At 51.4% G+C, this 15,452-nt stretch carries 14 protein-coding genes, 1 rRNA gene and 1 other RNA gene; 14 read left to right on the top strand and 2 right to left on the bottom strand.

The features are described 5' to 3' along the window. Nucleotides 1-24: 24 nt before the first annotated feature. The 6 genes from V4U84_RS25345 to V4U84_RS25320 all read left to right on the top strand — a co-directional run bounded on the left by V4U84_RS25345 (nt 25) and on the right by V4U84_RS25320 (nt 8,172). On the top strand, nt 25-1,626 hold the full coding sequence (locus tag V4U84_RS25345) for a CTP synthase (RefSeq protein WP_334075954.1): 1,602 nt from the start codon (nt 25-27) through the stop codon (nt 1,624-1,626). A 165-nt stretch (nt 1,627-1,791) separates the two neighbouring features. After that, nucleotides 1,792-2,169, top strand: a complete 378-nt coding sequence (locus tag V4U84_RS25340; RefSeq protein WP_334075953.1) for a response regulator — start codon at nt 1,792-1,794, stop codon at nt 2,167-2,169. A gap of 921 nt (nt 2,170-3,090) precedes the next feature. Beyond that, the gene (locus tag V4U84_RS25335; protein WP_334075952.1) at nt 3,091-3,945 is read left to right on the top strand and encodes a class II fructose-bisphosphate aldolase; all 855 of its coding nucleotides are present in this window, start codon (nt 3,091-3,093) and stop codon (nt 3,943-3,945) included. 175 nt (nt 3,946-4,120) lie between these two features. Next, a complete protein-coding gene (locus tag V4U84_RS25330; protein WP_334075951.1) occupies nt 4,121-5,374 on the top strand; it encodes a UDP-N-acetylglucosamine 1-carboxyvinyltransferase in 1,254 nt (417 codons plus the stop codon). Between the two features lie 144 nt (nt 5,375-5,518). Further along, entirely contained in the window at nt 5,519-6,865 is a 1,347-nt protein-coding gene (gene rho / locus V4U84_RS25325) for a transcription termination factor Rho (RefSeq protein ID WP_334075950.1), read from the top strand. Nucleotides 6,866-6,891: 26 nt separating this feature from the next. Then, the gene (locus tag V4U84_RS25320) at nt 6,892-8,172 is read left to right on the top strand and encodes a radical SAM family protein (RefSeq protein ID WP_334075949.1); all 1,281 of its coding nucleotides are present in this window, start codon (nt 6,892-6,894) and stop codon (nt 8,170-8,172) included. 64 nt (nt 8,173-8,236) lie between these two features. Here V4U84_RS25320 and V4U84_RS25315 read toward each other — a convergent pair whose 3' ends face one another. Then, complete coding sequence (locus V4U84_RS25315) at nt 8,237-9,139, bottom strand: Rpn family recombination-promoting nuclease/putative transposase (RefSeq protein WP_334075948.1); 903 nt, start codon at nt 9,137-9,139, stop codon at nt 8,237-8,239. Between the two features lie 279 nt (nt 9,140-9,418). On the opposite strand from V4U84_RS25315, the gene rpmE reads away from it, so the two are divergent. Then, nucleotides 9,419-9,616 (top strand): 50S ribosomal protein L31, encoded by a 198-nt coding sequence (gene rpmE, locus V4U84_RS25310; RefSeq protein ID WP_148454429.1) that lies wholly within the window; start codon nt 9,419-9,421, stop codon nt 9,614-9,616. A gap of 87 nt (nt 9,617-9,703) precedes the next feature. On the opposite strand, the gene V4U84_RS25305 is transcribed toward rpmE, so the two are convergent. After that, complete coding sequence (locus V4U84_RS25305; protein ID WP_334075947.1) at nt 9,704-10,957, bottom strand: stalk domain-containing protein; 1,254 nt, start codon at nt 10,955-10,957, stop codon at nt 9,704-9,706. 156 nt (nt 10,958-11,113) lie between these two features. On the opposite strand from V4U84_RS25305, the gene ffs reads away from it, so the two are divergent. The 7 genes from ffs to V4U84_RS25270 all read left to right on the top strand — a co-directional run. Further along, nucleotides 11,114-11,381, top strand: an RNA gene (gene ffs / locus V4U84_RS25300) — signal recognition particle sRNA large type. 145 nt (nt 11,382-11,526) lie between these two features. After that, nucleotides 11,527-13,281, top strand: a complete 1,755-nt coding sequence (dnaX, locus tag V4U84_RS25295; protein WP_334075946.1) for a DNA polymerase III subunit gamma/tau — start codon at nt 11,527-11,529, stop codon at nt 13,279-13,281. 69 nt (nt 13,282-13,350) lie between these two features. Further along, nucleotides 13,351-13,662: a YbaB/EbfC family nucleoid-associated protein gene (locus tag V4U84_RS25290; RefSeq protein ID WP_334075945.1), complete on the top strand. Its 312-nt coding sequence runs from the start codon at nt 13,351-13,353 to the stop codon at nt 13,660-13,662. Nucleotides 13,663-13,703: 41 nt separating this feature from the next. After that, nucleotides 13,704-14,303: a recombination mediator RecR gene (gene recR, locus V4U84_RS25285; RefSeq protein ID WP_334075944.1), complete on the top strand. Its 600-nt coding sequence runs from the start codon at nt 13,704-13,706 to the stop codon at nt 14,301-14,303. A 136-nt stretch (nt 14,304-14,439) separates the two neighbouring features. Further along, nucleotides 14,440-14,715 carry a DUF2508 domain-containing protein gene (locus tag V4U84_RS25280; protein ID WP_334075943.1) on the top strand — a complete coding sequence of 92 codons (276 nt, stop codon included), beginning with the start codon at nt 14,440-14,442 and terminating at the stop codon, nt 14,713-14,715. Between the two features lie 12 nt (nt 14,716-14,727). Then, the gene (locus V4U84_RS25275) at nt 14,728-14,991 is read left to right on the top strand and encodes a pro-sigmaK processing inhibitor BofA family protein (protein ID WP_334075942.1); all 264 of its coding nucleotides are present in this window, start codon (nt 14,728-14,730) and stop codon (nt 14,989-14,991) included. 273 nt (nt 14,992-15,264) lie between these two features. Continuing rightward, a 16S ribosomal RNA gene (locus V4U84_RS25270) occupies nt 15,265-15,452 on the top strand; the annotation flags it as partial.

Here is a 15,452-nt window from a genome sequence, read left to right as displayed (position 1 = left end):
ACTAATTTAGGAGGTTTTTGAACTGTGGCAAAATATATTTTCGTGACAGGCGGGGTCGTATCCTCCCTGGGTAAAGGGATTACGGCCGCGTCGCTCGGCAGGCTGCTTAAGAACAGGGGTCTGAAAGTAACGATTCAGAAGTTTGACCCTTACATCAACGTCGACCCGGGAACAATGAGCCCGTATCAGCATGGGGAAGTCTTCGTTACGGACGATGGGGCGGAAACCGACCTGGACCTCGGCCATTACGAGCGTTTTATCGACATCAACCTGTCCAAGAACAGCAACGTAACAACGGGCAAAGTCTATTCCTCCGTCATCGGCAAAGAACGCCGCGGGGAGTATTTGGGCGGAACGGTTCAAGTTATTCCGCATATCACCAATGAAATTAAGGAACGGGTATTCCGCGCCGGCCGCGAAGCGGGCTCCGATGTGGTTATTACGGAGATCGGCGGGACGGTCGGCGATATCGAGAGCCTTCCGTTTTTGGAAGCGATCCGCCAAATCAAGAGTGATATCGGACGAGAGAATGTGATGTACATTCACGTTACCTTGATTCCATATATTAAAGCTGCCGGCGAAGTCAAAACCAAGCCGACGCAACACAGCGTCAAAGAGCTCCGCAGCATCGGCATTCAGCCTAACGTCATTGTATGCCGGACGGAGCATGAGCTTTCGGACGACATGAAGGCGAAAATCGCCTTGTTCTGCGACATTGATCCGAACGCCGTCGTGGAATGCCGCGACGCCGACACGCTGTACGAGGTACCGCTGAACCTGCGCGACGAAGGTCTCGACGAAATCGTGGTGAACCATCTCAAATTGACGACGCCTGCGCCGGATATGACCGAGTGGGAAGGACTTGTGGAGCGGATCAACAAGCTGGAGAAGACCGTGGAAATCGCGATCGTCGGGAAATATGTCGCTCTTCATGACGCTTACCTGAGCGTCGTGGAGTCGCTCTCCCACGCCGGGTTCGATGCGAACGCCGATGTGAGAATCCGCTGGGTGAACGCGGAGGAAGTGACGGAGGAGAACGTACACGAGCAACTGAAGGGCGTCGGCGGCATTTTGGTGCCGGGCGGCTTCGGGGACCGCGGGATCGAGGGGAAAATTACGACGATCCGCTATGCGCGTGAGAACAACATCCCGTTCTTCGGCATTTGCTTAGGCATGCAGGTCGCCGTAATCGAGTACGCCCGCTCCATGGTCGGTTTGCAGGGAGCCAACAGCTCGGAGATCAATCCGTCCACCGAATATCCGGTCATCGACCTGCTTCCGGAGCAGAAGGATATCGAAGATCTGGGGGGAACGATGCGTCTCGGACTCTATCCGTGCAAATTGCAGCCGAATTCCCTGGCCATGCAGTGCTATGATGATGAGCTCGTATACGAAAGACATCGGCACCGGTATGAGTTTAACAACTCGTTCCGCGAAGCGATCGAATCGGCCGGGCTGCGCATTTCGGGGACTTCTCCGGACGGCCGCCTTGTCGAAATTGTCGAATTGCCGGGCCATCCGTGGTTCCTGGCGGTGCAATTCCATCCGGAATTCACCTCCCGGCCAACGCGTCCGCAGCCGCTATTCCGCGAGTTCGTCAAGGCTTCCATCGCCCACCAGTCCTAAGCCGGCGGGTGCTTTCCCGGCGCTCCCCCCGGTTCCACCTTTTGAGTAATACTTAGTCTTTATGTTTTTTAAGTCTCTTTTTTCCAGATTAGAAGGGAATTCCAAGACAAAGGCGAATTATTACATTACAAGATTAAAAGGGTGGACTTGTAGGAGGGTTACGACGTGGAAGAGAAAAAGGTGTTGATTGTCGACGATCAGAACGGAATCCGCATTTTGCTAATGGAAGTGTTCAGCAGCGAAGGGTATAAGACTTACCAGGCTGCCAACGGTAAGCTGGCCCTGGAAATTGTGCGCAGCGATGCGCCTGACCTGGTGCTTCTCGACATGAAGATCCCGGGTATGGACGGGCTGGAAATTCTCAAACACATCAAGGAAGTCAATCCCGAGATCAAAGTCATTATGATGACGGCTTACGGAGAGTTGGACATGATCAAGGAAGCTACGGAGCTGGGAGCGTTGATGCATTTTACCAAACCGTTTGATATCGATGAGATGCGTTCGGCGGTAAACATGCAGTTGAAGGGCGCCGCCCCTCTTTAGGCGGCATTGAAGTCAAAGCGAATAAGGCCTTCATTAGAAGGACGGTGTGAAGATCACCCGGACCTCTAAAGAAGGTCTCTTTTTTTATGGCCGGCTTGAATCAATGGGACAGACTGCAAACCTGCGTATGATTCTGAGCTATCAGTCGAATATATTAAAGTTTCAACTCCTAAAACAAATTATACTGTGCATCTTCGCGATAAAGTGAACCTGATGGGAAGTAAGTGAAACTTATCAGGATGGGGAGCTTCAAGATGAAATATTATAGGTTGTTGGTAAATGTGAAATGGTTTCGGCAAAAACGTTGCCAACATCCACAGTTGTAGATATAAAGCGTCACCGTCGGCGTCTAAAACACTAACGGGAAAACCTCCCGTTAATGCACCGCTCCTGGCCCTTGAGCCGGATTTAGCTGGAAAAGCTCCACTTATTTCGTGGCCCAATGGCCGATATACACAATTTCAGGCGGATTAGCGGGAGGTTTTCCAGCTAAATCGCCTCTGCAGCCGTATAGGCACCGAATTAACGGGAAGAATTCCCTTTAATTTGAACCAAACTATGAGCTGTAGGCCAAGATTGTGAAAAGAACCCCTCACCCGCTGTCTAAAAGGCAAATCAATAGTTCAACCTATACGGTTGTGTCTGAGGGTGGAAGAGAGTAAGTTCTATTGGGAGATCATACAACTGGAAAACTGCAGGATAACCCTAATTAAGCGAAAGAAGGACCTTAATTCAACCGTAACTTGGGAATTAAGGCTCTTTTGTTTTTAGTAATTCAACTTTGGGTACAATTTAGTACAAATCCGTTCACAACCCCCAGGAAAGCATGAATAGTAATTTTCACAGGTTGTGGTATAATAAAACATGTGTGAATGTCGGCTAATAAAAGATAATCCAACATCCTTAGGAGGATTGAAACCCATGCCATTAGTATCTATGACAGACATGTTGAACAAAGCGCTTGAGGGGAAATACGCAGTAGGTCAATACAACATCAACAACCTTGAGTGGACGCAAGCGATTCTGGCTGCAGCGGAAGAGGAGAAATCTCCGGTCATTCTCGGGGTATCCGAAGGTGCTGCACGCCATATGGGCGGCTTCTATACTGTAGTTAAAATGGTTGAAGGTCTTTTGCATGACATGAAGATTACCGTTCCTGTCGCAATTCATCTCGACCACGGTTCCAGCTTCGACAAATGTAAAGAAGCGATCGACGCAGGCTTTACTTCCGTTATGATCGATGGTTCCCACCATCCGATCGACGAGAACATCGCCATGACGAAGAAAGTCGTAGAGTACGCTCATGCCAAAGGCGTTTCCGTTGAAGCTGAAGTAGGTACCGTTGGCGGACAAGAAGACGACGTCATCGGTGGCATTCAATATGCCGACCTGCAAGAATGCATCCGGATCGTAAACGAAACCGGAATCGACACGCTGGCTCCAGCCCTGGGTTCCGTTCATGGCCCTTACAAAGGCGAACCGAACCTTGGTTTCAAAGAGATGGAACAAATTCGTGATGCCGTGAAGCTTCCGCTGGTTCTTCATGGGGGTACAGGCATTCCAACGCACGACATTCAAAAATCCATTTCCCTCGGTACTTCGAAAATCAACGTAAATACCGAAAACCAAATCGCTTTCACCAAAGCGGTTCGTGAAGTATTGGCTGCAAAACCGGAAGCATATGATCCTCGTAAATACATCGTGCCTGGCCGCGATGCGATCAAAGCGACGGTAGTCGGCAAAATCCGCGAATTTGGTTCCAACAACAAAGCATAATTTAAATTACTGGGTTAACCAGTTAAATAGGAAATTCATGGAAAGCACACCGCTTAGACGGTGTCTTTCCCTTTTTCATAGCAAAAAATTTGAATATATGATCCGACTTGTGGATAATGGAAGAGTTAGAAGCCGGTCTTCCGGCTGCATTATACGTAGGGGGACCCTTGAGCTTATGGAAAAACTAATGATTAGCGGCGGACGTCCGCTGCGCGGTACCGTATCCATCAGCGGTGCGAAAAATAGTGCGATAGCGCTTATACCTGCCGCGATTCTGGCCGAATCCGAAGTTGTGCTGGATAATTTGCCGCACTTGAGCGACGTTGCTGTGTACTCGGAGATTTTGGAAGAGCTGGGTGCCCGCGTATTTTGGGAAGGCAGTCAGATGCGAATCGACCCTTCCGAGGTGATATCCATCCCGATGCCGAACGGGCCCGTTAAGAAGCTCCGGGCTTCTTATTATATGATGGGGGCGCTGTTGGGACGTTTTAAAGAAGCGACGATCGGACTGCCGGGCGGATGCAATTTCGAGCCTCGGCCAATTGACCAGCATATTAAAGGTTTTGAAGCTTTGGGTGCGACGGTAACGAATGAGCATGGCTCTATTCACCTGCATGCCAAGGAACTGCGCGGCGCCAAGATCTATCTGGATGTCAGCAGTGTGGGTGCAACCATCAACATTATGCTGGCGGCCACCCGTGCCAAAGGCTCCACAATTATCGAAAATGCGGCCAAAGAGCCTGAGATTATAGATGTAGCAACACTTTTAAATGCCATGGGCGCAAGCATCAAGGGTGCCGGTACCGAGACGATCCGGATCGAAGGCGTATCCGAGCTGAAGGGCTGCCGTCACTCAATTATTCCCGACCGGATTCAGGCGGGAACCTATATGATCGCAGCAGCGGCTACTCGCGGCGATGTCGTGATCGATGGCGTAATCCCGAAACACCTGGAGGCCCTGACGGCGAAATTGCTGGAAATGGGTGTCGGTGTCGAGGAACTGGATGAATCGATTCGGGTTATCGGGGCGGCGAAGTATAACCATGTTGATGTAAAAGCTTTGGTTTATCCCGGTTTTCCGACCGACATGCAATCGCCGATGACCAGCTTGCTCACGCAGGCCGGAGGGGTCAGTGTACTGAGTGATTTTGTTTATAGCAACCGGTTTAAGCATGTTCCCGAATTGGTCCGAATGGGGGCCAAAATTCGCGTCGAGGGACGCTCCGCCATTATCGAGGGGGCGCCTTTGAATGCGGCGAAGGTGAAGGCCGCCGATTTGCGCGCCGGGGCCGCGCTGGTCATCGCCGGCTTGACGGTGGATGGCGGCATTACCGAGGTGTCCGGCGTGGAATTGATCGACCGGGGCTATGACAACCTGGTCACCAATCTTCGCGCTCTGGGGGCCGATGTATGGCGCCAGGAAGAATAACTGAACGCATTCCGGCATAAGTTGTCCGGGAACGGGTATACTAGTAAATAAGTCTAGCAATCATCCGGGATTTCATAGATTCATTTGCCCGAGTGAAAGGTTATTGTATTATTTGAACGATAAAATTGAATAGGTGGTTTTTACATGGATCTGCAAATTGCCGATTTGGAAGGGATGAAGCTGACCGAGCTGTACAAGCTCGCGAAGCAGCATCAAATTCCTTATTACGGTCAGTTAAAAAAGAAAGAACTGATTTTTGCCATTCTGCGAGCTCAGGCCGAACAAAGCGGCCTGATGTTCATGGAAGGGGTTCTGGAAATCCTGCCGGAAGGCTACGGTTTCCTACGACCGATCAACTATTTGCCGAGCACGGAGGACATTTATATCTCCGCTTCGCAAATTCGTAAATTCGATCTCCGCACCGGAGACCTGGTCTCCGGGAAATGCCGGACGCCGAAGGAAAACGAACGGTATTTCGGGCTGCTGCAGGTCAACGCGGTTAATGGAGAGAACCCGGCCATCGCTGCCGAACGGCTCCATTTTCCGGCTTTGACTCCGCTCTACCCGCAGGAAAAGCTAGTGCTTGAAACATCTCCAACCCACTTATCCACCCGCATTATGGATGTGCTTGCCCCCGTAGGCTTAGGACAGCGCGGTTTGATCGTGGCGCCTCCGAAAGCCGGGAAGACCCTGCTGCTTAAAGAAATCGCCCACAGTATCTCCACCAACCATCCCGACATCGAGTTATTCGTGCTGCTGATCGATGAACGCCCTGAAGAAGTGACCGATATGCAGCGCTCCGTCAAAGGCGAAGTCATCGCTTCGACGTTTGATGAGCTGCCGGAAAATCACATCAAAGTGGCGGAGCTCGTCCTGCAGCGCGCGTTGCGGCTGGTTGAGCACAAGAAAGATGTCGTCATTTTGCTGGACAGCATCACGCGGCTTGCCCGGGCATACAACCTGGTGGTGCCTCCGTCCGGGCGTACGCTTAGCGGGGGGATTGATCCGGCGGCATTCCACCGTCCGAAGCGGTTTTTTGGCTCGGCCCGAAATGTGGAAGAGGGCGGTAGCTTGACGATTCTGGCCACGGCGCTGGTGGATACGGGCTCCCGGATGGATGATATTATTTACGAAGAGTTTAAGGGAACGGGGAACATGGAGCTGCACCTGGATCGGAAGCTGGCGGAGCGCCGTATTTTCCCGGCCATCGATATCCGCCGTTCCGGTACGCGCCGGGAAGAGGTGCTGTTGACGAAGGAAGAGCTCGATACGATTTGGGCGATCCGCAAAAATATGAACGATTCCTACGACTTCGTGGAAAGCTTCTTGAAGAAGCTGCGTGACAGCAAGACGAATGCCGAGTTTCTGGCTTCGTTCGATGCGGCCGGCAATGCGCCATCGGGCAGCGGCTCCGGAACGCGGAGAACGACGCGGACGACGGCCTCGTCCGGAGCCGGCCATAGCTCAGGAGCAGGCTCGAGTTCATCCTAAGGCCAACAACAGAAGAGGGGAACAAGATGTACTTAGTATATGCTGACCAGCAAGGACAAGTGTATGATCATCCGGAACTGTACGGGCTGGCCCGCAGCGCCGATATGATTGTCGAAATACTGGAAGACGAACTGATCCCCCTGCCGGAAGGGGCAACGCTCGTGGGTCTGCCCTCGACGCGTCCGGTCGGCATGAATCCGGATACAGGCGAGATGCAGCCGCTGCCGGGGGATGTCCAAGCGGTTGGCGCTTTGCTGCCGCAGGGCTACACCAGGCTCTGCCTGCCAGGCTATGTCAAAACCGACAAGGACTATAAGCTGCCGTTGTTCGGTTATTCCGCGGTGGTCTGGAAGGACGGTCAGTTCTACGTGACCGCCCGTATGTCCGACGACCCTGAGAAGTGGAATCCGCTGAACTGCGATCCGCTGGAGCTCAAGAGCCAGGTCAAGACGTTGAAGTCGCGGTACCCGGACAATCGGCTTTACGAGCATTTGTCCAATTGTGCGCTCGGCTACGAATGCCTGACTGCTTCGAATACCTTCCTGAACCGCTGGGAGGGGGCTGTTCCGGTGTCATACTCCTGCAACGCCGGGTGCTTCGGCTGCATTTCGGAACAGCCGGATGACAGCGGCTTTGTTTCGCCCCAGACGCGGATGAATTTCCGCCCGCGGGTGGAGGAGCTCGTCGAAGTGATGCTGGAGCATCTGAAGACGCCCGAATCGATCATTAGCTTCGGCCAAGGTTGCGAGGGTGAGCCTTCGACCCAGGCCAAGCTGATTATTGAGGCGATTCGAGAGGTGCGCCGGCAGACGGATATGGGATATATCAATATCAATACCAACGCCGGTCTGAGCGATCATATCCGCGGTATTGTCGATGCCGGGCTTGATTTGATGCGGGTCAGCACCATCAGCGCCTTGGATGACCACTATAACGCATACTACAAGCCGCGCGGGTATACGCTGGCAAACGTGGAGAAATCGCTGAAATATGCGGCCGATCAAGGCGTATATACTTCGATTAACTATCTGATCTTCCCGGGGGTAACGGATCGGGAAGAGGAGGTCGAAGCGATGATCGAATTCGCCCGCCGTACGAACTTGCGGTTGATACAGCTGCGCAATTTGAATATCGATCCCGAAAGCTATCTGGAACTCATTCCGAAAGCCCAAGGAGAGATTCTCGGCATGAAGCAAGCCATTGAAATCTTTCAAGAGGAATTGCCCAATGTGGTGATCGGGTCTTATACGCATGTGCCTCCGGCCGAATTGGCGAGAGTGAAGGTGCGTGGCGGATTACTGTCGTAGAAAAAGGAAAAGCCCTCAATGTATGGCCTTCGCCATGGTTGAGGGCTTTATTTATTCTTGTAATTTATTTAATCAACTTTCTTACCTTTTCGGTGGGAAGTTCAAGAGTTTCGCCGATTTCTTCAAGGGAGAAGCCTTTTTCAAACAGCTTTTGGGCAACTTTGAGTCGAGCCTCTTCTATCCCTTTCTGCACGCCCTTCTCCATACCCTCTACTAAACCTTCCTCGTAGCCCCAGCGCTTCCAAGCAGGCATCAGCTCCATAATGTGTTCACCTTCTTCCGGAAAATGTTGAGTTAATTCCAGTAATATGGATTCATCCTGTTGTCGATCAGGTTGGAAATACATGTCCGCGATAGACATTATAAGTGCGATTCTCGCATCATCAAGTTTTTTTCTAAGGCCAAGCATCATACGTAAAAAAGAAAAGCGGATCTCCCGTTCTTCTCCTTTATTATATCCCATCTTGGCCAAAAGGGCAGCAGCTACGGGGTTATTCGAATGGATAAAGTTCCTCCAATGATTGCTGTAAAGTTCCACCTTGAGAAATTGAAACTTTAGAATGACGTGTCCTGGAATGGACATAGAGAACGTATCCTTTTGATCGGTGAGGGAGGGTTCGGTGAAGATCGCTATCGGTATGATCAGTTTATGCTCTTTGCGGTGCCTTTCATACAGGCGGCTGAAGTAAATAAACATTCGTTGATGAAAGTCGCTTTCCCGATAGGACTGAGGTTCCAGATGAATTATAATGTACGCATTTAGTGACTTGTATTTGGTTTCCAGCAGCAGATCCAGAGTTCGTCTTTCTTCCCCGACAATATCAACCAACTGTTCTTGCATAAGGAAACGGGTATGCCGATGATCGAGCTGCTTATCCAGCTCCGGAAAGAACAAGGCGATAAATTCCGCAAAAAACGTATATAACAGCTTTTTAAAGGCTTCGTCATGCGCGGTGGAAGTTTTCATTTTATTGCTCCTCTCATCATTTTAATCAACGCAAAAAAGCACACAGGCGGGCAAAGATTGCTTCGCGAGTGTGCTTCACTACGGATTTTTGTGATTTGCTTTTGATTATACGCCTTGGCTCCCATCTTCGCAAACAAAGCTGTAAATAACCGAGAGTACAAGGCGAAATTATTCCTTCAGCTGGTAATTGCGCCGTGAGGGTACACGTGCTATAATGCTTTTATGTGTCATTATAACTCTGTGCACGCATGAGGCTCAGGGCGGAAAGAGGTGAAAGTCATGAAAGAAGCCATTCAACCCAAATATCACGTGACTACAGTAACTTGCGCTTGCGGAAATACGTTCGAAACGGGTTCCGTTAAACAAGAACTGCGCGTTGAAATTTGCTCCAACTGCCATCCTTTCTTCACTGGGAAACAGAAGTTCCTGGATGCTGGTGGTCGTGTGGATCGATTCAAAAAGAAATACGGCATCTAATGAGACGAGCTGTTTGACAGCTACTCTAATAAATGCGAAATTTAAATCCCCCGCGACCCACGGGGGATTTTTTTCGTCCAGGCTGTTTCAGGGTTTGAGCTCGATGGTCTGATCCAAGCCGCTCCATTCTGCCGCGCTTATGATTCCAAGGCGCCAGAGGGCGATCCCTTTCAAGTCGTAGCGCTTTGCCAGACCGATTAGCGTAGGTATCGATTTTTCGTTTTCGTTATCCAGATTAAGGCCCAGAACCAGTTTGCTCTTATCGGTTTCCTGCAAAGCCAGCCTAATCGCTTCATCCACTTTGGCGGCGGGGTCCGGTTGCTTCTTGGCTCCGTAATTATAAGCCATAATGACGATTTCGTCGGATAGCTCGCCCAGGGCCTTATAGTCATAGCCTTGGTAAGAAGAGTTCAGCGGATGCAGGGCAAGCCCGAGTTTTAAGCCCGCCGCTTTCGTTTGCGTTCTCACTTCTTTCACGAAAGCCGTGAAGGCGGCCTGGGTCGATTTTTTCTCGGTGGTGAGACCAAGTCCTTCAAAATCAAGCATGATTCCTTGGAATGGATGCTCGGTAGCGGCCGCGATCATATCGGAGATCGCCTGTTTGCGAAATTCCGCATTTTCGATCACCTTGGTTAATTCCCCTTTGGCATCGCTGGAGTAGACCATCAAGTAAGGTGTCGTGCCCGCGGCGGAGGCATCCGTTACCAGACTCTCGGACGTTACATCCCCGGCGGCTTGCGGCCAGTTGAAGTCTCTCCCCGTGCGGGTGAATTTCCCGTTCTCATCGATCCGGCTCCAGCCGAAGGAAACGGCGTCCAGGCTCGCGATTTTAGGCGCATCGGAGAAAGCGCGGATGGCGTAAAAGCCCAGCGTATACATCTTCTCTTTCGGCGATGTGACGGAGACCGTCCGGGAGGCTTGATTCCACTCTACTTTAGCGCCAAACTGCTGGCTGAAAAAGCTCAGGGGAATCAGCGTGTTTCCGCCCGCCGATCGGGGAGCCTCGGCAAGTTGAACCGTGGTGCCGTTGACGGTGGCTTGCTTGCGGTTCAGGGTGAGCTGAACACGGACTTCTCCGTTTGTATCATTTTTTACGGCGGTAATTGTCCGCGCCTTGGCGTTCCAGGTGACCGGGATGCCCAAAGCTTCTGAAATGGAACGGAAAGGAACCAGGGTGGTTCCGTTGATGACGGTCGGCTCTGCGGATGCGTTCAACGGATACCCGTCCAAAAGAATTTGGACCGCCGGAGCGGCTTCGGTCCGGCTGGGCTGTATTCCCCAAAGCCCGCTCGCCGCGATCACGGCGGACAGCAGGATTTTGGTGAGACTCTTTCGATTCATATCTCTATTTCTCCTCTCAAGGGTTCTGCTAATTTACCAATATTTCTATCAATATAGCAGAAAAAAATAGATTTTGCATGCCGGTTGCGAGAGGTAGAGGAGCCAAGTTCTGCCGCGGGTTGCATTTTGGACGGGCATAGGCTATACTTAACTTCACCGTGCTAGATGGGGAGGTAGCGGTGCCCTGTAACTCGCAATCCGCTGTAGCGAGGTTGAAGTCCTGTTAGCGGTCTTGCCGATGTGAGGTCCGGTCTTTACGGCAGACGTTGACGGACGGGTCCTCCGCAATGAGTAATTGTGAACCTGGTCAGGTCCGGAAGGAAGCAGCCATAAGCAGTCCCACTCTTGTGCCGGAGGGGAGCCTGTCCCGAGTTGCGCCGTAGAGGTGCCGCTTGGATCGCAATGATCAATAACAGGTGCACGGTATTCTAATGCATAGGAACGCATCTTTGTCATTTGGCAAGGGTGCTTTTTTATTTCCCGAGATATGAGTTTTTATGGCCTGGCGAGTGTAGTATAATAAGAAAGCGGCGTATGGCCGCGGATGGAAAGAAAGAAGGTGCCGCAAAATGGAGCATATTGCACTGTACCGTGCTTGGCGGCCGCAGTCGTTTCAGGACATGGTAGGGCAGCAGCATATCATTCGTACGCTGCAAAATGCGATTCGCGAACAGCGGCTGTCGCATGCGTACCTTTTTAGCGGTCCCCGGGGGACGGGGAAGACGACCGCGGCCAAGGTTCTGGCCAAGGCGGTCAACTGCGAGAAGGGGCCCGCACCGGAGCCATGCAATGAGTGCGATGCCTGCCGGCGGATTACCGCGGGCGCTGTCATGGACGTGCTTGAAATTGACGCCGCTTCCAACCGGGGGGTCGAGGAAATCCGCGATCTCCGCGAGAAAGTGAAGTATGCCCCTACGGAAGTGCGGCAAAAAGTGTATATTATCGACGAAGTTCATATGCTGACCACCGAGGCGTTTAACGCACTGCTAAAAACACTGGAGGAACCGCCGCCGCATGTGATGTTCATCCTGGCGACGACGGAACCGCACCGCCTCCCGGCGACGGTGATATCCCGGTGCCAACGCTTTGATTTTCGGCGGGTGTCTTTAGAAGAGCAGAGCCAGCGCTTGCGGACGATCTGCGAGCAGGAAGGGATATCGGCGGAGGACGAAGCGATTGAGTATATCGCGAGGCTGTCCGATGGCGGGATGCGCGACGCGCTCAGCATCTTGGACCAGATTTCTTCTTTTTCGGACGGCAAGGTTTCCTATCAGCAGGTCTTGGACATGACGGGCGGGATTCCTTCCCGGCAGTTTGCGGAACTCGCCAAAACCATCCTGGAGGATGATGTCGGCGTTATGCTGCAAATGATTGAAGGCTTTATGCAGGAGGGCAAGAGCGCCGATAAATGCATGGAGAACCTGCTGTACTATTTCCGCGATCTGCTGATGATCAAAATGGTTCCGGAAGCGGACAAGCTGACGGAGCGCGTCCTGGATGCCCGGGATTTTCGGGAGATGGCCTCCGCTTTTTCGCGCTCGCATTTATTCCGGATTATCGACACGCTGAATCACTATCAATCGGAAATGAAGTATGCCGCGCAGCCGCAGACGCTGTTTGAAGTAGCGCTTTTAAAGCTGTGCAGCCTGCCTAAGGGCGACGACTCGGTGAGGGAAGCGGCCGACCAACAAGCCGCCGCTCCGAGCGCCGCCGCATCGGAGGTGCAGCAGCTGAAGAGGCAGCTTGCGGAACTGGAACGCAAGCTGGAGCAAGCGCTGCAGGGCGGATTGGCCGGCGGCGCAGGCGGCGGTGGCGAACGTTCGGCCACGCGGCCACCGGCCAGAAGCAGCGCGCCGCGGTTGTCTTCCCCGGCCAAGCTGCCTTCCGGCCTCGACAGGTATGTCGCTCAGCGCAACAGTCCGGAGTTTATGGCCGTCCAAGGCAAATGGAACCAGATTCTGCAGGCCGTGAAGGACGAGAAGGTCACTATCCACGCCTGGTTTGTTAATGGTGAGCCCGTCTCGATGGTGGATCACGCCGTGTTGGTCGCCTTTAAGAATGATATTCACCGCGAAACCACGGAGAAACCCGCTAACAAGCAGCTTATCGAACAAGTCATGGAGCGCCAGCTCGGGCATCCTTGCCGCCTGGTGACCATGATGCTGAAGGATTGGAATGAAGCGATTCAGGGGACGAATGCGGCGCCAAGCGAACCTTTTGAATTGGAGCCGCCTCCCGAAGAAGGCGGCGGAGGCAGCAAGCAGCCTTGGGTGGATGAAGCGCTGCAGCTCTTTGGCGAGGAACTTGTCGTTATTAAGGAATAGCCTGGTTTTTGATTTTAGGAGCTACCCATTATAATAGATGCTGATACCTATGAAGGAGATGTGAGCCCAGTGAACAATATGAACCAAATGATGAAGCAAGTGAAAAAAATGCAGGAACAAATGCTGAAAGCCCAAGAAGAGCTTGCCGGCAAAACGGTTGAGGGCAGTGCGGGCGGCGGTGTCGTAACTGTCCAAGTTAACGGCCATAAAAAAATATTGTCCCTGAACATCAAACCGGAAGCGGTAGACCCGGACGATGTTGAAATGCTGCAGGACCTTGTGTTGACGGCCGTCAACGATGCGTTGAACAAAGCGGAAGAGCTGGCTAACCAGGACATGGGCAAATTTACGGGCGGAATGAAAATTCCAGGCTTGTTCTAATCTGTTAATTACCGAATTCAGACTGAAGGAGATTACTCCCATTGTACTATCCCGAACCGATCGCGAAGCTGATTGATGCGTTTACCCGCCTGCCCGGTATCGGTCCGAAGACAGCCGCAAGGCTGGCGTTTCATGTGCTGCGCATGAAAGAGGATGATGTCATCGATTTTGCCAAGGCTTTGGTCAGCGTGAAGCGGAATCTTCATTACTGTTCCATTTGCTGCAATATTACGGATACCGATCCCTGCCGGATCTGTCAGGATAAGACGCGCGATCATTCCGTAATTTGTGTGGTGCAGGAGTCCAAAGACCTGGTCGCCATGGAGCGGACCAAGGAATTCGATGGTTATTATCATGTGCTGCAGGGAGCGATTTCTCCCATGGAAGGTCTTGGTCCGGACGATATCCGGCTGAAAGAATTGCTGAACCGTTTGAGTGATGAACGGGTAAAAGAACTAATCTTGGCCACGAACCCAAATATTGAGGGAGAGGCAACGGCCATGTATATTTCGCGGCTGGTTAAGCCGTTCGATCTGCGCGTGACCCGTATCGCTCACGGGCTCCCGGTTGGCGGAGACTTGGAATATGCGGATGAAGTTACGCTCTCTAAGGCTTTGGAGGGTCGGCGTGAACTGCATTAATTCACTTACTGGAAGGAACCCTGATTTGCTTCGGCAAAATCGGGGTTCTTTTGTTTTTTCTGTTCTGCAGGTTCTAAGTTTGTCCTTCTTTCGATACATATGGAATAGATCGAATGGAAGGGAAGGAGCGAGGAGTTTGGAGTTGTGGAAATCCGGACTGGGTCGGTTGGGTGGGGCGCCGAAATTGAATCAAGAGATGGATTATAAAGAACATCTGTACCGAGAGGTATGCAGGGCGAGGGATGAATGGCGCAGAGCGTGTTGGGCTTTTGAAGAGGCACAGGGGGAAGAGGAAGTGGACGTAGCGATTTATTTGCTCGAAGCTGCGGAACGAAGATATCAAATCCAATTGAAGTTGGCCAAACAGGCCAAACTGGACTGGGATGCGTTTAGAAGAGGGGCCTTTTTTTAAGGAGGGAACAGGATGAAAATTATACTGACCGGAATTTTAGTATTATCCCTAATTTCGTTGCTTTATATTACAATCTCAAAACGGTTGGGACTTGCCTGGTTGACGAGATTAGGCTTACATGTTGTCCTTGCAGCCCTGGGGCTTTATTTTGTTAATTTTTCAGGAATCATAACAGAAGCCTATATACCTTTAAATCCGGTAACTGTTACTACAGTGCTGGTACTTGGGCTTCCCGGCGTAGGTCTGTTGCTTGGCTTAAAACTAACCATGATATGACAGTTGACGGAGATTGATGATCTATGGTACATTATAAATCGCTTCTGAAGTGGACAAGCGCTTACAGATTTACAGAAACAACTAGAATCCAAAAAAAGTTCTTGACTTTATAGAAGCGGTCATGATATATTATAAAAGTCGCCGCTGAAACACAGCGATGACGAAAAATGAAGTTGATCTTTGAAAACTGAACAACGAGTGAGTATTAAAATGAGAATTAGTTTTCTCGTCAGATTCAAAATGAGCTATCAGCTTATTCAATAAGTTTCAACTTTATTGGAGAGTTTGATCCTGGCTCAGGACGAACGCTGGCGGCGTGCCTAATACATGCAAGTCGAGCGGACTTGATGGAGTGCTTGCACTTCTGATGGTTAGCGGCGGACGGGTGAGTAACACGTAGGCAACCTGCCCGTAAGACTGGGATAACTACCGGAAACGGTAGCTAATACCGGATAATTTAT

This window comes from Paenibacillus sanfengchensis (assembly GCF_036864765.1).
Classification (GTDB): Bacteria; Bacillota; Bacilli; order Paenibacillales; family Paenibacillaceae; genus Fontibacillus; species Fontibacillus sanfengchensis.
This window is presented reverse-complemented; position numbering and strand designations above follow the sequence as displayed.

Coding starts and splice junctions, on each gene's coding strand:
- V4U84_RS25275 (WP_334075942.1), top strand. CDS start 14,728: ATGAAAATTATACTGACCGGAATTTTAGTATTATCCCTAATTTCGTTG.
- V4U84_RS25320 (WP_334075949.1), top strand. CDS start 6,892: ATGTACTTAGTATATGCTGACCAGCAAGGACAAGTGTATGATCATCCG.
- dnaX (WP_334075946.1), top strand. CDS start 11,527: ATGGAGCATATTGCACTGTACCGTGCTTGGCGGCCGCAGTCGTTTCAG.
- rho (WP_334075950.1), top strand. CDS start 5,519: ATGGATCTGCAAATTGCCGATTTGGAAGGGATGAAGCTGACCGAGCTG.
- V4U84_RS25330 (WP_334075951.1), top strand. CDS start 4,121: ATGGAAAAACTAATGATTAGCGGCGGACGTCCGCTGCGCGGTACCGTA.
- rpmE (WP_148454429.1), top strand. CDS start 9,419: ATGAAAGAAGCCATTCAACCCAAATATCACGTGACTACAGTAACTTGC.
- V4U84_RS25335 (WP_334075952.1), top strand. CDS start 3,091: ATGCCATTAGTATCTATGACAGACATGTTGAACAAAGCGCTTGAGGGG.
- V4U84_RS25305 (WP_334075947.1), bottom strand. CDS start 10,957: ATGAATCGAAAGAGTCTCACCAAAATCCTGCTGTCCGCCGTGATCGCG.
- V4U84_RS25315 (WP_334075948.1), bottom strand. CDS start 9,139: ATGAAAACTTCCACCGCGCATGACGAAGCCTTTAAAAAGCTGTTATAT.